Here is a 24,029-nt window from a genome sequence, read left to right on the forward strand (position 1 = left end):
TGACATAGCGATGACGAGTACAGTAAAAAGCACTTTCCTGCGAATGCAGGAAAGTGCCTGAGTACTACGCTGGGTTTACACCCTGGTTTTTACCAACTTAGAAGAACAATTGCTGCGGTGCGCAATTGTTGCCGAAGCGAGTACCCTTGGCAGTCACTTGCAGTTCGCCTGGAGTAGCTGCGCTGCTGCAGATGGAACCACCCAGTGGGTTCAGGGTCAGGCCGCGTGGAACATCAGCGCAATTGGCTGGGCTACCCAATGCAGACGTGATTTCAGGAATCAACTGAGCACCGAATGCGTCAGCAGTATTGGCAACGAAGGAGCGCATTTCGATATGGAAGCCATAATCACCGTTGATGGCGGTTTCACGGGCAAATTCGATACCATCCGCAGTGCCATTGCTATTGCCATCAAAAGTACCAGCTTCTGGGTGCACGCCATCCAGCTTCACATAACGGTAACCCTGGTTGGCTTCACTATCAGTACGCCAGTTGTTTTCCAGAGACAAGACACCGATAGCGAACTGGCCATTAGTACCACGAGTTGTTAAGGCAGCCTTCACATTGCCAGAGCCACTGTGCTCAGTTACAACAAAAGAGCCTGACACGCTATCAGCTGCTCCAGCAGGTTGCAAACTAGCTGATGCACCATCAGAGCAAGGATTTTTCAAGAAATGTGCGTTGGAACTGGCTTGGGTACCGGAACTAGGCACACGACGCTCCAGATAAATCGCCTTGCCTGCCCCTGCAGCACCCAAGATTGGAGACCAATCAGTTTGATATCCAGAGAATTGGGCAACAATAGAAGTATATTGAGCAGAAGAAATATTAGGCGCATTGGCTGGATCATCGTTAGCAGTCAGTCCTTGTGCAGCCTGTAATGCTCTGTAGAGCGGCAAGCTGACAGCAACACCAAAGGTTTGACCAACATAGGCTTCTGCCTCGGTACCAGCGGAGGAAACATCCAGACCGAACAGAGAAGCTTCCACATCAGAGAAACCACCAGCTGGCTTGTTGATCGCGCCATCAGGAGTGGCTACTGGATTTACCAGTTGGCAGCTCTTATAGTTTACATGACCAGGGAAAGCGCCTGTAGCAACTTGACAACTGGCTTGATCCAGGCGGCGTAGACGCTGCAACTGAGTACCGCTCACATGAGGAGCATACGCATTCAAAGAACCATCGAATACAGTGTGGTAAACAACAGACACAACACCGCCACGTGTACAAGCATACGCGGCATAGTTGCCCAAGGAACCAGGACGCACATTGCTATCGGAACTAGAATTGGAGAACAAGGATACGGAATTTGCATCGCAACCCAGTTCAAAACCACGGAAAATGTTAAATGTAGGGGCAGAGGCACCTGAAATCCAAGTTTCTTGCAATGTACCAGCGGCACGTGCAGAACCAATCTGTGCAGGTGTGACAGGAGCGGCCAGAACGGAACCGGCAGCAAGGGTGGCCGCAACGGCCAGGATCAATTGTTTGACTTGCATTTGAATCTCCCAATATCAGTATTTAGTTGAGTAAAACTTTGAAATGTGACTCTGCTCTTTTGAAACAGAGTCACTGAGGAAAATTAGGTAGACTTGCGACGACGTGCAGCAGCACCTACAAGGCCGAGACCAGCAAGCAACAAAGCATATGTTTCAGGCTCAGGTATAGCAGCTACGGTGTATGTTAAAAGACCATTAGCATCGAGCTTGAATGTAGCATCGTACTCAACATAAGTTAGACGACCAGCTGCACCAACAGCACTAAAATACTGCACAACACCTTGCTCGTTACCTACGGCATCAAGCACTACTGGACCGAAATTGAAAAGCTTACTACCTGTAAAAAAGGTACCTGCATAAGCATTACCAGCACTAGCAACATTGCCCTTTTCATTGTTATCAACCAAGTACTCGTCAAACTTGGCCATTGGACGGCCAAACTGGGCCATTGCCAATGTCGAGGACAAACTTTGTCCTTCTTTTACTGTTGAGATAAATCCCATGGACCCAGCTTCAGTAATGCTACCGTTGTAATCTGTTGCAACAACTCCCCATAACAAGTTGTCACCACCAAGAACATTCCATACATCGGCGTAGCTACCAGAGGTTAAATCCCAGCTAAAGCTTGTTGAAGAACCTGTAGAACCTGCAGAGAAACCTGCATAATCAAACCCAAGGTCAAAGGTTACAGAAACCTTATTTGTTACATCCCACACAGCCAATACCAAGCTACTATTACCAGTAGCCCCTGTGGTCAATGCAGCATTCGCTGCACCAGAAACGCTCATTGCTGCAACAGCGGCAGCAATCAAAGCCTTCATCTTGATATTCATTGTCATAACTCCCGAAAATTGACATAAAAAACTGAAACGAAAAATCTTTGAGCCGCTACATTCGTCACGCCGCACACTACCGAACGTACTCAACTGCGCCTTCTCAAAATTCGCGACTGAGAGCATCTTAAAAACAGAATATGAAGTGGGTATGGTGTCGACCTAGTTCTTTAGGACTAGGCAGCGCTGGAGCAAAACCAGCACGATTGATGGGGAAAAATGACGTATGCGCCTGGCTGAGGCACCGCAACAAACGAACAGACAGGCAATGATCAGTGACGGATCAGGCCAAGGCGGGAAGCCTTGGCTGCGGCATGGCTGCGGTTCTGCACATCCAGCTTGCGCAGGATGTTCTGCATGTGGTTTTTCACGGTCAACGGACTAATTTCCAGGATCGTGGCAATTTCCCAGTTGCTCTTGCCGGTATGTACCCATTGCAGGATTTCTTTTTCCCGGGCGGTAATCAAGCCTGCAGTGGCCCCGTCACCCAACACCTCGCCGATATTGGCCACGCTATCGCTCACGCGCATCAGTACGGAATGCAGATAAGGCACCAGCAACTCCAGCATATAGGCGTGATTGGCGTTCAGCTCGCCGGAAACGCGCGAAAAACAGAAGAAGGAGGAGATACTGCCATCGGCAGAAGATAATCCGTAAGCTGCAATATTACGCAACTCGCTTTCCTGCAGGTTGCCATGGTCGATCTTGGGCACGGTGAAGCTGCCAAAATGGCCGTCCTTGAGATAGGGGTCGACCAACACGGGCTGGGATGTCTGCTGCCAGGCCTGTATGGCCTTCATGACTACGCCGGACTCCTCCTGCATGGCAATCGTCACATGCGCATCCGTCACATAGCGCGTGCTGCTGAACGTCTCCAGCGAAAACACCCGCCCCGCACCGATGGCAAAACCGCATAGCAACACTTCATGCGGCAGCAAGAATTGAAAATGACCCTGCAGCCAAGAAAAAAATTGCGCCTTCTTCTTAATACGCAAGGACGCATCAACCACTTCCAGAAAAGCACTAGCCTGATCCGGCGTGAGATCCTTGTTATAGTTGTCCATAACCCCGATTGATTGTAGTTGCAGCAAAATACCGTCCTCCCCAGCGTGCATTCTCTGGCACTCAGGTTTCAATCCCGTGAAAACGGCGTGGCATTCTTATTTCAATGTCAAAAGATATTCCACCTACAGCATATCTCTCACAATTTACCCATAGGTTTATAGCAACAACACATGACAAAATATCGGCCCACTGTAGTCACAAAGAACTAGTCCCGCATTTTGCAAACGTCATGGGCATGTCATATCGATTCGGCACCCTAACAGGCATGAGCAAACTTGGTTTAATATTCATATTGGCCTTCTGGACCTGGTTATCCCTGATACCGGAATCACGCGCTGATATCTGCCTGCACGGCGATAGCGACGAGGCGCTGTATATTTCCAATACAGGGGTATCGCACGATTGCGCATGGCACATCAGCGAATCCGCCGCCACGCCGACTGCGGCCAATACAAGCACTTTGCCTTTCCATGACGTGATTGCAACTGCCGCACGTGCCACCCAGCTTGACCCCGCCTTGCTGCATGCCGTCATCAACGCGGAATCTGGCTACCAGCCGTTGGCTGTCTCCCCCCGCGGTGCAACAGGACTTATGCAATTGATGCCAGCCACGGCACGCCAACTGGGAGTGAGCAATATTGACGACCCTGGACAGAACGTCATGGCCGGCGCGCGCTACCTCAGTCAATTGCAACGTGAATTCAACGGCGACATCAGCCTAGCGCTTGCCGCTTACAATGCCGGCCCAGCCACGGTAAAACGGCATGGCAATGTCATCCCGCCCTTTGCGGAAACACAGGCTTACGTGCCCAAGGTATTGCAGGAATATCGGCGCATCAGCGGTAACACCAATTAAGCCCAACTCACAAAACCAAGGGCGAGTGCAGCGAAGCCAAGTCGCCGTTGCTTTTTCTTTTTCTTTTGACTTTGGGCTCCCCGTCTGGCTGCGTCGAGTAGCGCAGATCTGTCTGGAAAAAGAGCTTGCGTCTGTTTGAGCGATAGCGAGTTCAGCAAGCTCCCAGACAGATTGAGCAACGCAGGGGACCGGGAGCTTGCTCTCGGCGCAGACTCCGGGGTCGCCTTTTGTTTGGTTCCTTTATTTTGGCGAAGCAAAATAAAGGGACTCGCTGACAAGCGAAAGGCAATGGGTCAATCACCTACGATAGTGGTCAAGACCATAGTTGCTTAACTTACTATCCAAGCTCCAACCCTTAACCCAATCAAACTTAACGGTTTTTAGTCTGCATCCATATTGTGATTAGCGAGAGGATGGGTTTCGCCTCGCCGGGCGAGTCCATTTCTTTTGCGTCGCCAAAAGAAACAGGACCAAAGAAAAGGCGACCCGATTGTCTGCGTCCCTACACTTTGTTCCGGGCAACCTGCGTTGCTCGCTTTTAATGGGGACTGGCTGAACTCGCTGCGCTCAGACAGACGCCAGTCCTTAATCCATTAAAAACTGCGCTACTCGGCGCAGCCAGACGGGGAATCCAACGTCAAACCCACACTTGGCATCGCTACGCTCGCCCTAACATTTTCATTTCATCTTAAACACTGCCGATAACTATTGAACACCGCCCCAGGCAACTATGGCAGGCTAGAGCCGCGTTGACGCAACACCTCAATTGGCACTTTTCAGAATTCTGCCACGGCCTGCTGCAGATGGGCTGGCAGCAGCAGGCGTCGATACGGGAGCCGAAGATATGCCGGTATTGACCGGGTTGCGGGCATTGGCATTGCCGCCCCCCTGCCTGGCAGAGAATTCCCAATCCTGGTAACTCTTCGCCCCGGAGAACGCCTGCTGTGCTTCGTCAAATCCATCCTGCTTGAACGGCCGGGCCTTGGAGCGGCTGTAGACGCCGATGATACGTTCCTGCTCCTTGATCAAGCCCCAATCCCTGCTGGCGGTCATCGGGTCGATATAAATCCTGCGCAAATGGTGTTGGGGCTTGGGGCCGCGCCTGTCGAGCAATAGGTCCTCGAGCCGGGCCGGATATTGCTTGACCGGACTGGGGGTCTGTTGGTAATAACGTTGGATGGCAGACTGTATCTGCCCGCCGGCAAACAGCAGCTCCTTTTCCTTCTCGCGCTGCGATGCGGTATGCCAGACTTCGCCAAGCGCTGCGAAGCCGATGCCGCTTACCGCGATCATCATGAGCAGGCCGATATAGGTGAAGCCGCGCTGTATGCTACCACTCGGCATAGAGGGAGCCATCCGACGCCTGTCCTTCCGCGCCGCTGTGCAGGTCGTACAACTCGCCCGGCATTTCCTCCTCCGGGGCGATCAGTTGCCAGGTTTCACTGCTTTCTGTGATCGGGTCGATGGGAATTGCACGGATATATTTGCGCTCGGCCAGTTCCTCCAGCGAATCGGGATAGCGCGCGTTATCCGCATGGAATTTGTCGATCGCATCGCGCACCACTACCAGGGTCTGCTTCAATGCCGACTCCTTGGCGCGCTCAATGCCGTTGAAATACCTGGGGGCCGCCACCGTCAGCAACAGCATAAGGATAGCCATCACCACCAGCAGCTCGACCAGGGTAAACCCGCGCAAATATTTGCCTTGCATCACCACTCCCGGTAGGCAATGCCGTTGAGGCCGGTGCCGGTACTGAGTGAATACACGTCGAACACGTCCACGCCCGCTTGCGGCGCATCGGGCGGGCTGGCGTAGCTGCGCCTGCCCCAGGTATCCTGCGCGGGCACGTCTTTTTGCGGGAACATCGGATCGCGCGGCAGGCGGCGCAGGAAACGGATGAGGCGCTTCTTTTCGCTGCTTGCATCCGGCACGCCATTCGCAAGCACTTCCAGGCTGGGCGGATAGCCGGAGGCATCCGCATTGACAATGATTTTGCCGTCCTCCACCGCTTTCTTGTAGGCGTCGATCGCGCTGCGGATATCACGCAATGCCTGCCGCAATTCGGCCTCCTGCTGGCGCTTCACGCTCCACTGCCCAAGCGGGATCAAGGCGCTGGCGAGGATGCTGACAATGGTCAGCGTCACCACCAGCTCTATCAAGGTAAACCCGGCCTGGCGCGGCATCATGCTATTGGGCCTGCTGCGGCGCAGCCTTGGGCACCACGACCTCCGGCGTCACCAGGGGAACCACCGGCTTGGGCTGGGTGGACATGAAGTTATCCTGCGCCGGCTGGCTTTCTTCGGCCTGAGCCGGAGCTGGTTCCGGCTCGGGAGCAACGGGCTCTGCAGGACGCAAGCGCTGCATCATCATTTCCCGCGGGCTCATATTGCCGGCAGCGCCGGTGCCGGGCACATTGATCTGCGGATGGTCGCTGATGCCGTTCTCCGTGCCGGACCAGTATTCCATCACTTCGGATTCAGGGCGGCTGATGTTGTTGACCACGCGTGGCGTGATCGCGAGCACGATCTCGGTCTTCTTGCGGTTATCGATCTGGTTGGAGAACAAGCGCCCCAGCAACGGGATGTCGCCCAGCCCGGGCAGGCGGCTGGTGTTCTTGCGCTCCTCGTCGTTGATCAGGCCTGCCAGTATTTGCGTCTCCCCGTTCCTGAGCCTCAACAGGGTGCTCGCGTTGCGGGTGCCGATCTGGTACACCACGCCGCCGCCTTGCAATGTCGTGGAGGTGCCTAGCGAAGAGACTTCCAGCGCAATCTTGATATTGACAAAATCGTCCAGCGTGATGCGCGGTTCGGCTTCCAGCTTGAGGCCGACGTCCAGGTACTGCACGGTCTGGGACGAGCCCACCCCGGCCGTCGCCACGGTGGTGATCACCGGCACCTTGTCGCCCACCAGCACCTGTGCCTTGTCGTTGTTGCGCACGCGGATGCGCGGGTTGGCGAGGATATTGATATCGCCCGTCGTCTTCTTGAAATTCAGGCTGGGATTGGCGTCAAACAGGTAGGTGCTCGAATTGTTGCTCCTCATCGCCTCGATCGAGAGACCGGCGGAGGCGGTCAATGAGGTCGGGTATTCTATGCCCAGCTCCTGCAGTCGCTCGCGCGTCACCTCCATCACCTCGATCTCCAGCATCACTTCCGGATCGGCCAGGTCGTTTGCCGCCACCAGCTTTTCGGCGATGCGCACCACTTCGGGCGTATCGCGGATCACGATCATGTTGAGCCGCTCGTCGGTATGGATGTCCTTGGTCTTGAGCATGGTCTTCACCATAGCGGACACATCCTTGGCCTTGGCATTGGTGAGGTAGAAGTTGCGGATCACCAGGTCCTGATAATCCTTGAGCTTGGCGGCGGTGTTGGGAAATACCAGCGCGGTATTCTCGGACAGCACCTTTTTCTGCAAGCCGTTGGTTGCCAGCACCATCTCGATCGCCTCGTCGATCGGCGACTTCTTGATGAATACCGTGGCCTTGGTCTCGGGCTTGATGTCCTTGTCGAGGATGAAATTGATGCCCGTGGCACGCGACAACGCCTCGAATACCATCTTGATATTGGCATCGCGCAATTCCAGGCTCACCGGCTTATTAAAGGCAGGCTTCAGCTTGGGCGGCTCCATGCGCACATGGGCGCGCTGCTGGCGGATTTCCCGCTGCAGCCGCAAGGCCTCCTCATGCTGGGGAGCCTCCAGCAATATCTGGTGCAGGATATCCCGCGCGGCGTCTGTCTCGCCCTTTTCCAGCAACTGGCTTGCGTGCTGCACCTGCTCCGTATGCTTGCGGGTGCTCTCGATGAGCAATTGCCCGGATTGCGCCCTGGGATTGTCGGGCTCGATCGCCAACACGCGGCGGAACAATTCCCCCGCATCCGCCATACGCCTGTCGCGCAATGCCGCCTCGGCTTCGGTCAGAAGTTGGTTGACGCCCTGCTCGGTCGCCACACGCACGCGCTGCAGCTCTTTCACGCCTTCGGGCTTTTTCTCACGCTCCGCCTGGGTGTTGGTGATTTTCTCCTCGGGCGTATCGCCCGGGAATCCAGGCTTGGGCCAGGGCGCCAGCGCGCATGAAGACAACACCAGCACTACATTGACAAGGCCAGTGACGCGCCATGCATAACTAGACAACATTTAAAGATTCCCCTGTAAATCATCCGGATCCCCCGGCAAATGGCTGGCAGGATTAACGTCGGCCGCCGGCTTGCTCTTCTTGAGCAGCGTCTTGGGCAGGTTGAGCGGCAAATAGGTCAGCTGGAGGCTTTGGTCGTCCTCCTTGTCCAAGCGCCAGGCACGGTCGATATTGCTGCCGACGCTGACCGAATAGAGCTGGTTGGCGCTCGCCAGCAAAATGACAGTGCCCTGCGGCCCGTCCTCGAGCTTGCCGATATAGGCAAACCCTGGCTGCGGCGCCACTGGCGGCGGCGGGGCCAGCTCAGCTGCCGTCTTGGGCGGCGGCACATACCAGCGCTGGGGCCTGAACAGATCCGCCTGCACCTGCTCCGCTCCCGTCGCGACGGAACGGCCTTGCAACAAGCCCCAGTCAAGGTAATGCTGACGGTTTTCGGTATGTTGGCTGACAGGAGACTGCGCTGATGGCGCAGCCTGGGAGCGCGCGGGCCGGGCGGTTGGCAACAGCCCGGCATCTTCCTCATCTTCCATGCTGAACACCAGGGCCAGCGTTGCCAGCAAACCCAGTACCATCAGCCATTGGCGCTTGAATGGCAGTTTCATGCCGCACGCTTCCTGATAAAGAACACCAGGCGCAAACGCGTCTTGACCTCGGCTTCCAACGATTCACCGCGTTCGAAACCAAGCTCTGCCAACGCCACGTTCGGCAAGGCGTCCAATATATCGAGCACCAGCGCCTTCACCGACTGGTAGCTGCCTTGCACCGGCACGCTGGCCTCGAAGCGCCGCACGCTGCCTTGCTTTTTCTCCGATAGTGAATACTCGCCCTTGACCACTTGCAGGCCATGGCCTTCCGCAAGGCGGAACAACACGCCCAGTTCTTCCGGTAATTGCTTGATGCCGGGAAAGCGCGCATCGAACTCGGCCAGCTCCTGCGCCAATGCCTGTTCCGGGGAGCTCACGGGCTGGTGCTGCGGCTGGGGATGCAGGCGTAACGCCGCCTCCTGCATTGCCAACTCCTGCCGCAGTTGCGCGATCTCGGTTTGCAAAGGCACCAGCCACACCGCCACCAGGCATACCGTCGCCACCAGCAGTGCAACCAAGGCCATCCCGGGCCAACCCAGCCTATACTGCACCCGGCGCGCAACCCATTGCAGCCGCTTGAAATCCAGGGACGAAGCCATGCCGGGCTGCATCACACAGCCCCCCACCGAGCCGTAATGCCAAAACGGATAAAATGCGCCATGCCTTCGCCTTCCGGCTTTTCCATCATTTCATGCTCGTCGAGCACGACGTCATGCATTTCCGGTACAGCTTCCAACCGCTGCAGGTAAGCCAGCAGCGAAGCGACATCCTTGGCTTCCCCCTTGAGGCGCAGCTTGCCCTTGGCTGCATCGGGGCGTATCGCCAGCAAGGCGATTTCCGGTTGGGCTACCTGTTCCAGTCGGTTCAGCAAGGCAGGCCATGGCCTGCCCAGCTCGTCCAGTATGCCATTGGCTTCCTTGATCTCGGCTTTTTGCACGGCCGACAATGCCTGCGGCTGGATGGCGGCCACCTGCACCGGCTTGCGGGCCTCCTGCACTTGCTGCAACCTCTGTTCGATATCCGCACGCTCGGCGCGCATATCCATTAGTTGCCAGCCACACAGCAATGCCAGGGCCGCGACAACAAGCAGGCTGGCTTGGTAACGTGCTCCCTGGCTAGCTGCAACTGCATGGTCGAGCTGCAGCCTCATGCCACGCCTCCCGCCAAGGACCAATCCGCCCGCCAGGCTGCCATGCGCGGCTGCATATCGCCTTGCACCAGCTCGCATAATTGCACTGGCGTGGATTCCGGCAGCTCCAGTTGCAGGCGCAACCGACGCAAGCCTGCTTCCAGTACAGATTGCCAATCGGCAAGCACAGGTTGCATTTGCACCGCAGACCAGCTGCGGTTTTGCCAGGCCAGCAGGCATAGCCGCTCGGGTTCGCGCAGCACAAAGATGCCCTCCTGCCCAGCCTTGGCAAGACGGTTGAAGGCATGTGCCAATAGCGGCTGCACGCTGATGAGCTGCCCTTTTTCCGTTTTTACATGTTGCTTAAGGGCGCCCAGCCAATCCTGGTCCATCGCGCTGGCAAGCCCGTTGCCGCCAAGCGCGGCCAGGCTGAGCTGGATATTCCATTCCGCGACAATGTCGCCATGGACCCGTTGGAAAGCATGGCGGCACAGCAGCGTCAGCTCTTCGCCGTTGGCAGCCCCATCCGGGTTAGGCACGATGGCATAACGCATAAAGGCGTTCGACAGCACCAGCTCCACGCGCGCACCTGCGGCGCCGGCCTCGCGCAACGCTTGCGGCAATGCGGTAAGCAACGGCTGCACATCCTTGCCATGCTGCTCGGCATGGACTATGCCTTGGTCAAGAATCCTGGGCTTGATTCCGCCAGACTGGCGCGACCAGGCAATATGCCGAGGCTGGATATGAACGACCACGGTAGGCCGCCACCAGCCTGGCAGCAGGCGCTCACGCCACGAAAGTGACACGGTTGATCTCCTCCAGTGTGGTCTCGCCGCGCGCGACGGCCTCCAGCGCTGCCTCGCGCAGGCTCTTCATGCCCCTCGCACGGCCAGCTTCCTTGAGCTTGCGCAAGGGTTCGCGCGCAATGATCATCTCGCGCAGTTCGTCGTCCAGCGCCAGCAGCTCGGCAATCGCCTTGCGGCCTTTGTAACCGCTGCCGCGGCAATGCCCACAGCCCTTGCCTTGGCGCAATTGGTAATGGGCTGCCTGCTCGCGCGTGATCCTGGATTGCAACAAGAGCTCATCGCTGGCCTCGACCGCTTCAGCGCAATGCGGGCACACCAGGCGCACTAGGCGCTGCGCCATCACGCCGTTCAGCGCCGCCACCAGGCTGTAGGCCTCGACGTTCATGTGCAGGAAGCGGCTGATGACGTCGAAGACATTGTTCGCGTGCAAGGTGGTGAATACCAAATGCCCGGTGAGCGCCGACTGTACGGCGATCTGGGCTGTTTCCGGGTCGCGGATCTCGCCCACCATGATCTTGTCCGGGTCGTGGCGCAGGATGGAGCGCAAGCCGCGCGCGAAGGTGAGCCCCTTCTTCTCGTTGACCGGGATCTGCAGTACGCCCGGCAACTGGTATTCCACCGGGTCCTCGATGGTGATGATCTTGTCGTGGCCGTGGTTGACCTCGCTGATGGCCGCATACAGCGAAGTGGTCTTGCCGGAACCGGTCGGCCCGGTCACCAGCACCATGCCGTAGGGTTCACGCACCAGCCGGCGGAAATCCTCGATGATGTAGTCGTCAAAGCCCAGTTGCTTGAGCGACAGCCCCTTGGCCTGGTCGGAGAGGGATTTCCGGTCCAGCACCCGCAGCACGGCATCTTCGCCATAGATGCTCGGCATGATGGATACGCGGAAATCCACGTCGCGCCCCTGCATCATCACCTTGAAGCGGCCGTCCTGCGGCACGCGGCGCTCGGCGATATCGAGCTCGGCAAGAATCTTCACGCGCGACACCGCCTGCTCGGCCATGTCCGCGCCCTGCATGCTGCCAACATGGACGAGCACGCCGTCGATGCGGTACTTGATCACCAGCCCGGCGGCCACGCTTTCCATGTGGATATCGCTCACGCCGGCCTTCAAGGCGTCGTACAGCGTGGAATTCACCATGCGGATCACCGGACTGCTGTCGGCGTTGATGCTCTGCAGGCTCAGGTGCTCCACATCCGTATTGTTCGCCTCGGCAGCCTCGCCCGTGGCAATCAGGTTGCCATCCATGGCACGCAGGTCTTCCTCGTGCCGGCTCAGGTAAGCCTGGATATCGCGGAAATGCGCGATCCCGGTATGGAAGCTTTCCGGGATCCATTCCGCGGCCCAATCCAGCACTGTCTGGTCGAACGGGTCGGCAAGCACCAGCCAGAGGGTATCGTTTTCACGCAAGGGCAGGCACTGCAGGCGGCTGGCCATGGTGAAGCTCATCACATCGAAGGCGGGCTGCATCGCATGCATGGCTTCCATGCTGAAAAGCCGCAGTTGCACGGCCCCCGCCAGAGCTGCCGCATATTCCTGGTCGTCCAGGGCGGACAACCCCTGCAGCATATCCATCATGCTGCGGTTGCTGCTCGCCGCCAGGCTGCGGGCCTCGGCCATGCGCGCCTGGCTGAACATCGTTTCCGCCGTGCTCACTGCAGGCTCCCGGCAAGTTCGAAGATCGGCATGTAGAGCATGACCACGACCGCGCCGATGATGAGGCCGATGAAGATCATGAGCAGCGGCTCGAACAAGCGGGTGAACCACTCCAGCCAGCGTGCGATTTCCTCGTCATGCAAAGTCGCGATATGCTCCATCATCTTGCCCATCTCGCCGCTTTTCTCGCCGACGCGCAGCATGCGCAGCGAGACCGGCGTCACCAGCCCGGCAGCTTCCATCGCCTCTGAAATCGACCGTCCCTCGCGGATCAATGCGGCTGCCTTGTCCAGGCTCTGGTGCATGGAGGCCGTCAGCAGGCCACGCGCCATCTCCAGCGCCTGCTTGATGGTGATGCCGCCTTCCAGCAGCATGCCCAGCGTGCGGTAGAACCGCGCCAGTTGGAATACGCGCATTTGCTCGCCTATCGTCGGCAAGCGCCATAACATGGTCATGATGCGCCCGCGCACCCCGGGGCGCATGAGCGCCGCCACAACCAGCCCTAGGAAAACCACGCCCCCGAGCAGCAGGCTCTGCCCATGGGCCTCCATGATATCGGCCCAGCCCAGCACCAGCCTGAGCATCCAGGCCTGGTTCTCGCCCGCATCGGCATAGATCCGGGAAAAGCGCGGCACGACGTAGCCCAGCAGGAACAGGACCACCAGGCCGCCCACGGTGATGAGGAGGAAGGGATAAATGGAGGAAGCGATGAGTTTCTTACGCAACACCTCTACCTGCTGCTCGTAACCAATGTAGCGCAACAAGGCCTCGGGCAAATCCCCGGTACGCTCGCTGGCCTTGACCATGGAGGTATACAAGCCAGGAAATGCGGACGGATAGGCTGCGAGCGCGGCCGAGAATGTCTGCCCGCGGTATAGCGCGTCCAGCACGCCCTTGAGCACCTGGGCGATCTCGGATCGCTGTTCTTTCTCCGCAATACCTTCCAGCGACTCTACCAGCCCCAGGCCTGCCTTGAGCAGCGACAACAGTTCCTGGCTGAACAGCAACAAGGGAAAACGTGTGCGCTTACTCCTGGCCAGGCCTTGCGCACCTGACTTGGTCGCCAGGACTTCGTAGCCTTGGCTGCGCGCCTTGGCGGCCGCCTCTTCCGCATGCTGGGCTTCAAACTCCAGCGAAACCAGGCGGCCCGCGCTTATCGCCCGTACCTGATAGCGCATATCACCAGTTCACGATATCGATGTTGTCATCGCTACCGCCGGGCTGGCCGTCCTTGCCCAAAGAATAGAGGTCGAAATCCCCATGCTCCCCGGGCGACTTGAATTGATAAGGCCGGCCCCAGGGATCGTTCGGCACGCTCTTCTGCAGGTAGGGCCCAGCCCATTTGCTTTCGCCCGCAGGCGCGGTGTTCAGCGCAAGCAGGCCCTGCTCGGTGGTAGGATAGTGGCCGACATCGAGCCGGTATTGATCCAGCGCTTTCTCCAGCGCGCCGATCTGCGCGCGTGCCGTCTTGACCTCGGATTTGCCGAGCTGGGCAAAATACTTGGGCGCCACGTAACCGACCAGCAAACCCAGGATAACGAGTACCACCAGCAACTCCAGCAAGGTAAATCCAGCCTGGCGCTGATTCATTGAATAGGGGTTCTTCATAGCGGCATTGCCAGGTTCCACCTGGCGTTCATACGTAAGATTTGATGCCCAGCATAGCCACGATTTATGACGTTTTCATTAAACCCAACCCAGGCAGCTGCTGGCGCCAATCAAGCCTTCCGTTGCAGCCAGCTGTCATAATTCTGCAACCTTAACGTGCATAATCTGGACGGCACATCGTGATCACTTGGTCGCTTTGATTTGCCCATACGGATTTCCCCATACGAAGGCCCGGCACCCTGCCTCATGAACACTGCAACCCATTTCAGATTCAGCCACAGTGACGACAATCCCACCGTCAAACGCCTGTTGCGGACGGTGGCGCCCGTACTGGACGACATGCCCTGCCTGCAGGTGCTGGCCATCTTCCAGGAAAACCAGCATATTTTTGCCCTGCCCGTGGTCAACGCACAGCACCAACCGGTGGGAATAGTGGAACGGCACGCCTTCATGGAAACCTTCATCAAGCCCTATACCCATGAAATCTACGGCAAGAAGCCGGTTGCCGAATTCATGAACCGCAAACCGCTTGTAGTAAGCAGTCACACCTCGATTGACGACATCTCGCGCATCATCATCGATGCGGGCATGCAGCATATGGTGAGCGGCTTCATTGTCACGGAGCAGGGCAGATACGCCGGCATCGCCAACGGTCACGACCTGCTCGATGAAATCACGCAGCGCAAGCAGGCCAATTTGTTCTACCTGGCCCATTTCGACCAGCTCACCAAATTGCCCAACCGGGTGTTGTTCATGGACCGGCTGTCGATGACGCTGGCGGAAGCCTGCCGCACCAATGCGCAAGTCGGCCTGCTGTTCATCGACCTCGACAAGTTCAAGCACTTCAACGATTCCATGGGTCACGCCTTTGGGGACCAATTGCTGATCGCGTTGGCTGGCATCCTGACCCGATGCTCGCGCGAGATGGACACCGTGGCCCGCCTCTCCGGGGACGAGTTCACCATCATCGTGGACAACATCAGTAGCCAGAAGGATTTGGACAGCTTGTGCTGGCGCATCCTCGACACCTTGAAGCTGCCGCAGCAGATCATGGGGCGCGAAGTCTTCATCTCCGCCAGCATCGGCACCGCCATCTATCCGCTCGACGACGAGGACGCCAACAACCTGCTGGTCAAGGCCGATGCGGCCATGTACGAAGCCAAGCGCAGCGGGCGCAACACTTATCGCCATTATGCCGCGGGCATGCAGTTGTACTCGCTAGACCGCATGTCGCTGGAAACCGACCTGCGCCTGGCCATCGAGCGCAACGAGTTCGAACTGTATTACCAGCCGCAAATTGCGCTCGACAGCGGCAGGGTGGTCGGCAAGGAAGCCCTGATACGCTGGCATCATCCACAACGCGGGCTGCTCACACCAATCCACTTCATCGAGATTGCCGAGGAAACCGGCCTGATCGTGGCGATCGGCCAATGGGTGATCAGCGAAGCCTGCCGTCAGCACCAGGCCTGGCTGCAGGCCGGGTTCCAGCCTATGCGCATCTCCGTCAATATTTCCGCGATGCAGTTCTACCAGAGCGATTTCTGCGAGATGGTGGAAAACATCGTCACCGAAACGGGGATCGACCCAGCCTATCTTGAATTCGAACTGACCGAGAGCATGTTCATGCAGGATGCCGATGCGGTGGTGCGCACATTGCGCAAGCTGCACGGGCTCGGCATCAAGCTGGCGATTGATGATTTCGGCACCGGCTATTCCAACCTCAGCTACCTGCGCAAATTTCCGATCGACCGGCTCAAGGTCGACCAGTCTTTCATCAAAGGCATAGAGCACGAGCCGATCAATGTGGAAATCGTCAAGACGATCGCGGCATTGGCGCGCAGCATGTCACTGGAACTGGTGGCGGAAGGCGTGGAGACAGACGTGGAGCTGCATTGGGCGGAAAGCAGCGGCTGCACCTTCGTGCAAGGCTACCGCTTTTCCCAGCCGCTGCCGGCAGAAAAATTCACGCGCTGGGTGACGGAATACAAATACCAGGCCAACCAGCATTCGCTGGCCAATATTTAGGCGGGTTTATTTCTTGGCGATGGCACGCGACTGCTTGCGCTGCCAGCGGCCGAACACCCCGACCAGCCCCAGCAGCAGCATCCAGAAAGTCGAAGGCTCGGGCACCGCGCTCACCTTCCAGCCGATGTCAGCCAGCGCCGCATAATCAAGATCGCTGAAATATTCGCGGTTGCCGAACTGGGTGCCCGGGTCCATGAGGTTGGGTACCAGCTCGCCATCTATCGTACCCTGCACGCCATAGGCCCAATGCGCGCCTACCCCGTCGACAGGTACAAGATCGCCATATGCGGCGACGGCATTTTCCCCGGTGAATACCCAGCCGTTATCCGTAGACAGCAATAGGGCATCCCAGGCAGCAGAAGCGCCAAAACCCAGCAGGTGCGCAATTTCATGCGTCGCCGTGGTCAGCAGATCCGGCTGACCGGGAGCCAGGCCGCCCTCATCCAAGCCTGCATACCATGAGAACTGGCTGTTGAACCAGATGGAACCGCCCCACGGGCCGATATCGGTGGGCACATCGGCCTGCGCGCCTTCCTGGCCGCGTACCGCCACTGTATCCACGAACTCCTGGCTGCCCTGGGCACGCACGGTGCCAGAACCGGCAGCGCCAAGCACAGCGCCGTTGAAGGAAGATGCGCCGACGAAAATCACCAAGCTGTTTTCCGGCACATATAGATCGGTGACAGTGACATTCTCGATCCAGCTGTTCCAGCTGGGATGCTGGAACCTCACGCTCCAGCTATCGCCTGCGCCAGGCTGGATTGCCGACAGGTTGTCGGCCAAGCCGCTGAATACGGAAGCCGCCTGCTGCAACACGTCGCGCCGCATCAACCCCGCATCGCTATCGGTGCTGAACCAGCCGTTTCGATCAAAGCGGTAATCAAAAATGATATCGAGCGCATGGGCCGAGCTTGAGATCAAAGCAAGAACGACGATCAAGGCTGTTTTCAGGGACTGGTGTAGTGAATGCATGATGCAATTCCCAAAATCATGATTGAGAATCATTATACATATTATTAATAATAATTCTCAATAGCATTTTATCGAGAGATACATGCTTCACTGCAATCCAAATAAAAAGGCCCCGTAGAAACGGGGCCTTGGATAATTCAACACTGCCTTATATTCAGAACGGAATGTCGTCCTCGAAATCATCAAAGTTGCTGCCGCCGGCCGGCTTGGATGCAGCGGGCGCCGGACGCTGCGCCGGCGCTGCCTGCTGCCTGGGGGCAGACTGACTGTAGTCCTGGTTGAAGTCATCGCCGCCACCGTCATAGCTCGCTCCGCCGCTGCCTCCACCGTCGCGCCCACCCAGCATCTGCATCTGGTCGGCAATGATCTCGGTGGTGTAACGGTCCTGGCCTTCCTTGGTTTGCCACTTGCGGGTTTGCAGGCGGCCCTCGATGTAGACCGGGCGTCCCTTCTTCAGGTACTCGCCGGCAATTTCCGCGAGCCTGCGGTACATGACGATATTGTGCCACTCGGTGCGCTCCTGGCGCTGGCCATTCTTGTCTTTCCAGTTGTCGGTGGTGGCAATGCTGAAATTGGCCACCGCCTCGCCGTTGGGCATATAGCGCACTTCCGGGTCGCGGCCCAGGTTGCCTACCAAGATTACTTTATTGACCGATGCCATCCTTAACCCCTTATCAATTGCAGCGCTGCGGAATCATCCCAGTCCGCCTGCATATCCACTTTCAATATCACCATGCCCTCCGCGGGCAAGACAACCGATTCCTTCACGCCGGGCAGCGCCGCCAGCTGCCGCGACAATTGCGCCGCATCATGCGCGTGCCCTTCCGGCAGGTGGTACATTCTACTACGTACTGCCGCCGGTGCGCGCATTGTAGACACACTCACAAGCCATAACAGCATGAGCGCGCCGCAAAAGGCGAATACCGCCGTATATCCGTACTGGCTGGACAGCCAGCCGCCGGAAACGCCGCCAACGAATATCCCCAACGACTGCGCCGTGTTGAACACCCCGATCGCCGTACCCTTGGCGGCGGCAGGCGCCTGCTTGGAAATGGTGGAAGGCATGATCGCCTCCAGCACGTTGAAGGCGATGAAGAAGGTGGTCAGCGCCACCATGATGCCCCAGAAACTGTCGATCATGAGGCCGAATGCAAGCTCGGCCAGCAGCATCACGGCGACACTGATGATGAATACCTGCTTGAGCTTGGCCTTTTTCTCGCCGACGATGATGGCAGGCACCATGAGGACCAGGGAAATCACCATGATCGGCAGGTAGATCATCCAATGGTCATTCTCGCTCAGCCCGCTGGTCTGCTTGAGCGCGAACGGCACCACGACGAACATCGCCATGTGCGAGGCGTGCAACGCGAAGATGCCGAAATTGAGCCGCAACAGCTGCGTATCCTGCAATACAGGCCCCAGCTTGGCCGGCGCGGCCTGGGTATCGGAATGGAACCGGCTGACTTCGGGATTCGGCACCAGGTATTTGATATCCAGCATCGCCAGCAAGGCCAGGATGCCGGTCAGCACGAAGATGCCGGAAACCCCGATCCACTGGTTCAGGGTAGGCCCGAGGATCAGCGACAGCGCAAAGGTGATGCCGATGCTGCCGCCTATCATTGCCATCGCCTTGGTGCGGTGCTCCTCGCGCGTGAGGTCGGCGACCAATGCCGTCACTGCCGCGGATACCGCGCCCGCACCCTGGATGGCGCGGCCGATGATGATGGTATGGATGTCGTCCGCCATGCCGGCGACGAAGCTGCCGACCGCAAAGATCAGCAGGCCGATGTAAATCATGGTCTTGCGGCCGAAACGGTCGGACGCCATGCCGAACGGCAACTGGAACAAGGCCTGCGTCAGGCCGTAGGCCCCCAGCGCCAGGCCGATATAGAAATGGTCATGCCCGGACGGCAGGGTTTCCGCATAAATGGCGAAGATCGGCAGGATCAGGAACATGCCCAGCATGCGCAGGCCGTAGATCGAGGCCAAGCTCAGGGTGGACCGTAGTTCAACCGGGGACATGCGTTCAGGCTGTGACATTAAAAATCATTGAATTCAACACGCGAAGTTGCGTATATTAACAGGTTGCCCCATCAGACGTTAACCAAACTCAAGGTAAACAGCCCCTACCCCATGGACTACATACGTATACGCGGTGCCCGCACGCACAACCTGAAAAATGTTTCGCTGGACCTGCCCCGCAACAAGCTGATCGTGATTACCGGTTTGTCCGGTTCCGGCAAATCCTCGCTGGCATTCGACACCCTGTATGCGGAAGGGCAGCGCCGCTATGTGGAATCCCTTTCCGCCTACGCCCGCCAGTTCCTCGCGCGCATGGACAAGCCCGATGTCGACCTGATCGAAGGCCTGTCGCCCGCCATCTCCATCGAGCAGAAGTCCACTTCGCACAACCCGCGTTCCACCGTGGGCACGGTCACGGAAATCCACGATTACCTGCGCCTGCTCTATGCGCGCGCAGGCGATCCGGAATGCCCGGACCACGGCATCAAGCTGGAAGCGCAAACCGTCTCGCAAATGGTGGACAGCGTCCTGCTGCTGCCGGAGGACACCAAGCTCATGATCCTCGCGCCCGTAGTGAGCAACCGCAAGGGCGAGCAGTTGGACTTGTTCGAGGAGCTCAAGGCGCAAGGCTTCGTGCGCGTGCGCGTGGATGGCGAGATTCACGAACTCGACAGCGTGCCCAAGCTGGCCAAGACCGTGAAGCATAACGTCGACGTCGTCGTGGACCGCCTCAAGGTACGCGCGGACGTCAAGCAGCGCATTGCGGAATCCTTCGAGACGGCGCTGCGCCTTGCCGACGGCAAGGCCGTGGCGCTGGAGATGGATACCGGCAAGGAACACCTGTTTTCCGCCAAGTTCTCCTGCCCGGTATGCGACTACTCACTTGCGGAGCTGGAGCCGCGCCTGTTCTCCTTCAACAATCCGATGGGCGCCTGCCCCAAGTGCGACGGCCTGGGCCAGATCAGCTTCTTCGACCCCAAGCGCGTGGTCGCCTTCCCCCACCTCTCGCTTGCCAGCGGCGCGATCAAGGGTTGGGACAAGCGCAACCAGTTCTATTTCCAGATGCTGCAAAGCCTTGCCCAGCACTATGGCTTCGACCTTGAGCTGGCGTTCGAGGCGCTGCCTGCCGAGGTGCAGGACGTATTGCTCAACGGCAGCGGCAAGGAAGCGATCACTTTCCAGTACCTCAACGAACGCGGCAAGCTGTATGAAAAATCCCATACCTTCGAAGGCATCCTCAACAACCTGCAGCGCCGCTACCACGAGACCGACTCCATCACCGTGCGAGAGGAACTGTCCAAATACCTCAATTCGCAAGCCTGCCCGGATTGCGGCGGCACGCGCTTGCGCCGCGAGGCGCGCCACGTCAAGGTAGGCGGCAAGAACATCCATGAGGTGTGCGAGGCCCCGCTGCGCCAGGCGCTGCATTTCTTCGAGCATATCGAGCTGACTGGGCAGAAGCTCGCCATTGCGGACAAGATCGTGCAGGAGATCAGCAGCCGACTGAAATTCCTCACCAACGTCGGGCTGGAATACCTGTCGCTGTCCCGCTCCGCCGAAACCCTCTCGGGCGGAGAAGCGCAGCGCATCCGCCTGGCCTCGCAGATCGGCTCCGGCCTTACCGGCGTCATGTACGTGCTGGACGAGCCCTCCATCGGCCTGCACCAGCGCGACAACGACCGCCTGCTGCAGACCCTGGTGCGCCTGCGCGACATCGGCAACAGCGTGATCGTCGTCGAGCATGACCAGGATGCCATCATGGAAGCAGACTATGTCGTCGACATCGGCCCGGGGGCAGGCGAACATGGAGGCAACATCGTGGCGGCAGGCACACCGGCCGAAATCCAGCACAATCCGCAATCACTCACCGGGCAGTACCTCAGCGGCACCAAGGAAATCGCCGTGCCCAAGAAGCGCCATACCCCTGATCCCAAGCGCTGGCTCAAGCTGACACAAGCCAACGGCAACAACCTCAAGAACGTGGACTTAGCCCTACCTGTCGGCCTGCTCACCTGCGTCACCGGCGTCTCGGGTTCGGGCAAGTCCACGCTCATCAACGACACCTTGTACCGCGTGGTCGCACGCCACCTTTACGGCAGCTCGACCGAGCCCGCACCTTTCGAGGAAATCTCCGGCTTGGAATTCTTCGACAAGGTGGTGGATGTCGACCAAAGTCCGATCGGCCGTACCCCGCGCTCCAACCCGGCCACCTACACCGGCGTCTTCACGCCCATCCGCGACCTGTTTGCCGGCGTGCCGGAAAGCCGCGCCCGCGGCTACGGTCCCGGCCGCTACTCCTTCAACGTCAAGGGCGGTCGTTGCGAAGCCTGCCAAGGCGACGGCGTGATCCGCGTCGAGATGCATTTCCTGCCCGATGTCTACGTGCCTTGCGACGTCTGCAAGGGCCACCGCTACAACCGCGAAACCCTGGAAATCCATTACAAGGGCAAGAACATCCGCGAAGTGCTGGAAATGACCGTGGAGCAGGCGCGCGAATTCTTCGATGCCGTACCCGTCGTCGCACGCAAGCTGCAGACGCTGCTGGATGTCGGTTTGGGCTACATCACGCTGGGCCAGTCCGCGACCACCTTGTCGGGCGGCGAGGCTCAACGCGTGAAGCTAGCGCTGGAACTATCCAAGCGCGATACCGGCAGGACCCTCTATATTCTCGACGAACCCACCACCGGCCTGCATTTTGCCGACATCCAATTGCTGCTCGACGTATTGCACCGTCTGCGCGACCACGGCAACACCATCGTCATCATCGAGCACAACCTGGATGTCATCAAGACCGCGGACTGGATCATCGACATGGGCCCGGAAGGCGGCGATGGCGGCGGCACCATGATTGCCTGCGGCACGCCGGAAGAAGTAGCAGATACCAAGGCCAGTTACACCGGGAAATACCTCAAGCCAATGCTGAAACGCTGAAACAACATCCATACAAGGGCGAGCGCAGCGATGCCAAGTGTGGGTTTGACGTTGGATTCCCCGTCTGACTGCACGGAAACCTCGCTTTCTTCATCTACTTTCTTTTGGCAAAACAAAAGAAATAGGTTCGCCCCGCGCGGCGAAACCCATTCTTGCATCATACCGCCGTAGGGATGAAGACTAGAAGCCGCTGAGTTTGTGGTGATTGGTAGGTGGATGTTGGTTCAGAGAGTACTCTGGAGCTGCATTTGTAACTCAGCTCCAGAGTTTGGCAACTTTAACTCCAGATCGAAGCAATTTTAGCTGTAATGTAGTTATCCTCTGCTTTCTCCCTTGCTTATTTTTTGGAGAGGATTTCCTTGATTTCCTTCTCTTTGATTTTCATCGCCATCGCAGTCAGAAAGACTTTGAAAATAAACCCGGAAATAAATGCTGAGATAGCAATTGTAAAAAATGCGGAGACGAGCAGATCAACGACCAAGTAGTCGCTGCTTATCAGGACTGGCCTATAAATCAGTATTCCAGCAAAAACAACCCAGTGACTCATACAATAGAAGCAGCTAAAGAGGTACTCAATCATATGCCCGAGTTTTTGACTCCAAGAGCGTAAGGGAGAAAACAATTCAGTGTGGGTAATGCTATAGGAGATGCTGCTTGCAGCTATGGCGATCACCAAACATGACCAAAGTGAGTGTATACCGGCACCACTGAGAACCTCATTCATTGCAACTCCTATAAAATAATTCAGCCATCAATGTCTCATCAGAGATCAGAATCATCAGTGACACCTCGACCAGGACGCGACAAACACTCAACCGAAAAGCACCGATTCAGAGCTATATTCAACATTCAATTTATTGATTGAATGTTAGTGGAATGCTATCGTACTGTCAATGAACACATCTGATCCACCCCATGTCTCTAGTCGGCTCGCGCCTCTTGCCGAGCTGGCGAAGACTCTGGGACACCCCCATCGCCTGACGTTGCTAGACCATGCCACAACAGGGGAGCAGTCGGTCGAACGTTTGGCAGAGTTGGCAGGCCTGTCGATTGCCAATGCTTCCCAGCACCTTCAGCATCTCAAGCGTGCGGGCTTCGTCCAAACGCGGCGAGAAGGCAAACATATGTTGTATCGACTGGGGGATGGCCCACTGGCGAATATCTTGGTCGCCTTAAGGGATTATGTTGAGTTTCAGCAAGGCATCATCCGCCAGGTCTTATTGGACAGCCGTTACCAGCGTGAACAGATGGAGGCCATTTCCATTCAGGAGTTGGTACGGCGCATGACAGATGAGTCGATAGTGCTGCTGGATGTGCGCCCAGACGAGGAGTTCTTGCAAGGCCATCTCCCCGATGCCATCAATATTCCGCTAAAAGAATTGGTGCCTCGGCTGGGGGAGTTGCCAGAAAATATCCAGATTATCGCGTATTGCCGCGACCCGTATTGTGTACTCTCAGCTGAAGCAGTCACGATTCTTCAAGCAAATGGCCTTAAAGCACAGCGCTTGATCGGTGGCGTTCATGAGTGGCGGGCTGTAGGCTTACCCATAGATATGCTTGAAGATACTCAATAATTACTATATAAAACAATTCACTAGTTAAATCTTACTCAATTACAAAGAATCTGTTCAATTTCAAATTTAAGTTACAAATCCCAAGTTAACTTGTTAAATTCTTTACAGATTTTTGATTCAAATGTCGATTGCCTGGATTTAAATTGCAAACGACATGACCATTATCGCAAGCTAACGAATCGTTGCCTTTCGCTTGCCAGCCAAATCCTGTTTCCATTAAAAGCTGCGCTACTCGGCGCAGCCAGACGGGGAAGTCAACGTCAAGACCATACTTGGCTTTGTTACACTCGCCCTAAATAAAAAACGGCCCTCCTTATGGAGAGCCGTTTT

22 protein-coding genes are annotated in these 24,029 nt (G+C 57.4%); 4 read left to right on the forward strand and 18 right to left on the reverse strand.

Annotated elements, in window-relative coordinates; genetic code table 11:
- Positions 1–97 precede the first annotated feature (97 nt).
- The 3 genes from ACW4YW_RS05210 to epsA all read right to left on the reverse strand — a co-directional run bounded on the left by ACW4YW_RS05210 (position 98) and on the right by epsA (position 3,395).
- Complete coding sequence (locus ACW4YW_RS05210; protein ID WP_457136595.1) at positions 98–1,498, reverse strand: hypothetical protein; 1,401 nt, start codon at positions 1,496–1,498, stop codon at positions 98–100.
- An 83-nt stretch (positions 1,499–1,581) separates the two neighbouring features.
- Positions 1,582–2,331, reverse strand: coding sequence for a PEP-CTERM sorting domain-containing protein (locus ACW4YW_RS05215; RefSeq protein WP_457136596.1), 750 nt, complete (start codon positions 2,329–2,331; stop codon positions 1,582–1,584).
- A 272-nt stretch (positions 2,332–2,603) separates the two neighbouring features.
- Positions 2,604–3,395: an XrtB/PEP-CTERM-associated transcriptional regulator EpsA gene (epsA, locus tag ACW4YW_RS05220; RefSeq protein WP_457136597.1), complete on the reverse strand. Its 792-nt coding sequence runs from the start codon at positions 3,393–3,395 to the stop codon at positions 2,604–2,606.
- Between the two features lie 266 nt (positions 3,396–3,661).
- On the opposite strand from epsA, the gene ACW4YW_RS05225 reads away from it, so the two are divergent.
- A complete protein-coding gene (locus tag ACW4YW_RS05225; RefSeq protein ID WP_457136598.1) occupies positions 3,662–4,252 on the forward strand; it encodes a lytic transglycosylase domain-containing protein in 591 nt (196 codons plus the stop codon).
- Between the two features lie 762 nt (positions 4,253–5,014).
- Here ACW4YW_RS05225 and ACW4YW_RS05230 read toward each other — a convergent pair.
- Genes ACW4YW_RS05230 through gspG form a run of 11 tightly spaced genes read right to left on the reverse strand, consistent with a single transcriptional unit; the run spans position 5,015 to position 14,175 of the window.
- Entirely contained in the window at positions 5,015–5,596 is a 582-nt protein-coding gene (locus ACW4YW_RS05230) for a type II secretion system protein (RefSeq protein ID WP_457136599.1), read from the reverse strand.
- A complete protein-coding gene (locus ACW4YW_RS05235; protein ID WP_457136600.1) occupies positions 5,583–5,963 on the reverse strand; it encodes a type II secretion system protein in 381 nt (126 codons plus the stop codon). The genes ACW4YW_RS05230 and ACW4YW_RS05235 overlap by 14 nt, the downstream gene beginning before the upstream one ends.
- Entirely contained in the window at positions 5,963–6,436 is a 474-nt protein-coding gene (locus ACW4YW_RS05240; protein ID WP_457136978.1) for a type II secretion system protein, read from the reverse strand. The genes ACW4YW_RS05235 and ACW4YW_RS05240 overlap by 1 nt, the downstream gene beginning before the upstream one ends.
- Positions 6,437–6,440: 4 nt before the next feature.
- Positions 6,441–8,390, reverse strand: coding sequence for a secretin N-terminal domain-containing protein (locus tag ACW4YW_RS05245; protein WP_457136601.1), 1,950 nt, complete (start codon positions 8,388–8,390; stop codon positions 6,441–6,443).
- Complete coding sequence (locus ACW4YW_RS05250) at positions 8,391–8,990, reverse strand: hypothetical protein (RefSeq protein ID WP_457136602.1); 600 nt, start codon at positions 8,988–8,990, stop codon at positions 8,391–8,393.
- On the reverse strand, positions 8,987–9,571 hold the full coding sequence (locus ACW4YW_RS05255; protein WP_457136603.1) for a hypothetical protein: 585 nt from the start codon (positions 9,569–9,571) through the stop codon (positions 8,987–8,989). The genes ACW4YW_RS05250 and ACW4YW_RS05255 overlap by 4 nt, the downstream gene beginning before the upstream one ends.
- Positions 9,572–9,582: 11 nt before the next feature.
- Complete coding sequence (locus ACW4YW_RS05260) at positions 9,583–10,122, reverse strand: PilN domain-containing protein (RefSeq protein WP_457136604.1); 540 nt, start codon at positions 10,120–10,122, stop codon at positions 9,583–9,585.
- Positions 10,119–10,907: a hypothetical protein gene (locus ACW4YW_RS05265; protein ID WP_457136605.1), complete on the reverse strand. Its 789-nt coding sequence runs from the start codon at positions 10,905–10,907 to the stop codon at positions 10,119–10,121. Before ACW4YW_RS05265 ends, ACW4YW_RS05260 begins: the two co-directional genes overlap by 4 nt.
- The gene (locus ACW4YW_RS05270) at positions 10,888–12,549 is read right to left on the reverse strand and encodes a GspE/PulE family protein (RefSeq protein WP_457136979.1); all 1,662 of its coding nucleotides are present in this window, start codon (positions 12,547–12,549) and stop codon (positions 10,888–10,890) included. Before ACW4YW_RS05270 ends, ACW4YW_RS05265 begins: the two co-directional genes overlap by 20 nt.
- A 14-nt stretch (positions 12,550–12,563) precedes the next feature.
- Complete coding sequence (locus ACW4YW_RS05275) at positions 12,564–13,745, reverse strand: type II secretion system F family protein (RefSeq protein ID WP_457136606.1); 1,182 nt, start codon at positions 13,743–13,745, stop codon at positions 12,564–12,566.
- 1 nt (position 13,746) lies between these two features.
- Positions 13,747–14,175: a type II secretion system major pseudopilin GspG gene (gene gspG / locus ACW4YW_RS05280; RefSeq protein ID WP_457136607.1), complete on the reverse strand. Its 429-nt coding sequence runs from the start codon at positions 14,173–14,175 to the stop codon at positions 13,747–13,749.
- Between the two features lie 246 nt (positions 14,176–14,421).
- Between gspG and ACW4YW_RS05285 the strand changes: the two genes are divergently transcribed.
- Positions 14,422–16,200: a putative bifunctional diguanylate cyclase/phosphodiesterase gene (locus ACW4YW_RS05285; protein ID WP_457136608.1), complete on the forward strand. Its 1,779-nt coding sequence runs from the start codon at positions 14,422–14,424 to the stop codon at positions 16,198–16,200.
- Positions 16,201–16,206: 6 nt separating this feature from the next.
- Here the strand turns inward: ACW4YW_RS05285 and ACW4YW_RS05290 are convergent, their stop codons facing one another.
- From ACW4YW_RS05290 to ACW4YW_RS05300, 3 genes are all read right to left on the reverse strand, one after another.
- Complete coding sequence (locus tag ACW4YW_RS05290) at positions 16,207–17,172, reverse strand: PEP-CTERM sorting domain-containing protein (RefSeq protein ID WP_457136609.1); 966 nt, start codon at positions 17,170–17,172, stop codon at positions 16,207–16,209.
- Between the two features lie 154 nt (positions 17,173–17,326).
- A complete protein-coding gene (gene ssb / locus ACW4YW_RS05295) occupies positions 17,327–17,833 on the reverse strand; it encodes a single-stranded DNA-binding protein (protein ID WP_457136610.1) in 507 nt (168 codons plus the stop codon).
- Positions 17,834–17,835: 2 nt separating this feature from the next.
- A complete protein-coding gene (locus ACW4YW_RS05300; RefSeq protein WP_457136611.1) occupies positions 17,836–19,212 on the reverse strand; it encodes an MFS transporter in 1,377 nt (458 codons plus the stop codon).
- Between the two features lie 93 nt (positions 19,213–19,305).
- On the opposite strand from ACW4YW_RS05300, the gene uvrA reads away from it, so the two are divergent.
- Positions 19,306–22,125, forward strand: a complete 2,820-nt coding sequence (uvrA, locus tag ACW4YW_RS05305; protein WP_457136612.1) for an excinuclease ABC subunit UvrA — start codon at positions 19,306–19,308, stop codon at positions 22,123–22,125.
- 337 nt (positions 22,126–22,462) lie between these two features.
- Here uvrA and ACW4YW_RS05310 read toward each other — a convergent pair whose 3' ends face one another.
- On the reverse strand, positions 22,463–22,849 hold the full coding sequence (locus ACW4YW_RS05310; RefSeq protein ID WP_457136613.1) for a hypothetical protein: 387 nt from the start codon (positions 22,847–22,849) through the stop codon (positions 22,463–22,465).
- A 169-nt stretch (positions 22,850–23,018) separates the two neighbouring features.
- On the opposite strand from ACW4YW_RS05310, the gene ACW4YW_RS05315 reads away from it, so the two are divergent.
- Positions 23,019–23,699, forward strand: coding sequence for an ArsR/SmtB family transcription factor (locus ACW4YW_RS05315; RefSeq protein WP_457136614.1), 681 nt, complete (start codon positions 23,019–23,021; stop codon positions 23,697–23,699).
- Positions 23,700–24,029 lie beyond the last annotated feature (330 nt).

The organism is Methylobacillus pratensis (assembly GCF_054072455.1).

Excerpts from the sequence above, each read along its gene's own strand:
- ACW4YW_RS05255 (WP_457136603.1), bottom strand. The coding sequence starts at position 9,571 with ATGGCTTCGTCCCTGGATTTCAAGCGGCTGCAATGGGTTGCGCGCCGG.
- ACW4YW_RS05315 (WP_457136614.1), top strand. The coding sequence starts at position 23,019 with ATGAACACATCTGATCCACCCCATGTCTCTAGTCGGCTCGCGCCTCTT.
- ACW4YW_RS05215 (WP_457136596.1), bottom strand. The coding sequence starts at position 2,331 with ATGAATATCAAGATGAAGGCTTTGATTGCTGCCGCTGTTGCAGCAATG.
- ACW4YW_RS05210 (WP_457136595.1), bottom strand. The coding sequence starts at position 1,498 with ATGCAAGTCAAACAATTGATCCTGGCCGTTGCGGCCACCCTTGCTGCC.
- epsA (WP_457136597.1), bottom strand. The coding sequence starts at position 3,395 with ATGGACAACTATAACAAGGATCTCACGCCGGATCAGGCTAGTGCTTTT.
- ACW4YW_RS05270 (WP_457136979.1), bottom strand. The coding sequence starts at position 12,549 with ATGTTCAGCCAGGCGCGCATGGCCGAGGCCCGCAGCCTGGCGGCGAGC.
- ssb (WP_457136610.1), bottom strand. The coding sequence starts at position 17,833 with ATGGCATCGGTCAATAAAGTAATCTTGGTAGGCAACCTGGGCCGCGAC.
- ACW4YW_RS05230 (WP_457136599.1), bottom strand. The coding sequence starts at position 5,596 with ATGCCGAGTGGTAGCATACAGCGCGGCTTCACCTATATCGGCCTGCTC.
- ACW4YW_RS05300 (WP_457136611.1), bottom strand. The coding sequence starts at position 19,212 with ATGTCACAGCCTGAACGCATGTCCCCGGTTGAACTACGGTCCACCCTG.
- ACW4YW_RS05285 (WP_457136608.1), top strand. The coding sequence starts at position 14,422 with ATGAACACTGCAACCCATTTCAGATTCAGCCACAGTGACGACAATCCC.
- ACW4YW_RS05245 (WP_457136601.1), bottom strand. The coding sequence starts at position 8,390 with ATGTTGTCTAGTTATGCATGGCGCGTCACTGGCCTTGTCAATGTAGTG.
- ACW4YW_RS05240 (WP_457136978.1), bottom strand. The coding sequence starts at position 6,436 with ATGCCGCGCCAGGCCGGGTTTACCTTGATAGAGCTGGTGGTGACGCTG.
- ACW4YW_RS05310 (WP_457136613.1), bottom strand. The coding sequence starts at position 22,849 with ATGAATGAGGTTCTCAGTGGTGCCGGTATACACTCACTTTGGTCATGT.
- gspG (WP_457136607.1), bottom strand. The coding sequence starts at position 14,175 with ATGAAGAACCCCTATTCAATGAATCAGCGCCAGGCTGGATTTACCTTG.
- ACW4YW_RS05250 (WP_457136602.1), bottom strand. The coding sequence starts at position 8,990 with ATGAAACTGCCATTCAAGCGCCAATGGCTGATGGTACTGGGTTTGCTG.
- ACW4YW_RS05275 (WP_457136606.1), bottom strand. The coding sequence starts at position 13,745 with ATGCGCTATCAGGTACGGGCGATAAGCGCGGGCCGCCTGGTTTCGCTG.
- ACW4YW_RS05260 (WP_457136604.1), bottom strand. The coding sequence starts at position 10,122 with ATGAGGCTGCAGCTCGACCATGCAGTTGCAGCTAGCCAGGGAGCACGT.
- uvrA (WP_457136612.1), top strand. The coding sequence starts at position 19,306 with ATGGACTACATACGTATACGCGGTGCCCGCACGCACAACCTGAAAAAT.
- ACW4YW_RS05235 (WP_457136600.1), bottom strand. The coding sequence starts at position 5,963 with ATGCAAGGCAAATATTTGCGCGGGTTTACCCTGGTCGAGCTGCTGGTG.
- ACW4YW_RS05225 (WP_457136598.1), top strand. The coding sequence starts at position 3,662 with ATGAGCAAACTTGGTTTAATATTCATATTGGCCTTCTGGACCTGGTTA.
- ACW4YW_RS05290 (WP_457136609.1), bottom strand. The coding sequence starts at position 17,172 with ATGCATTCACTACACCAGTCCCTGAAAACAGCCTTGATCGTCGTTCTT.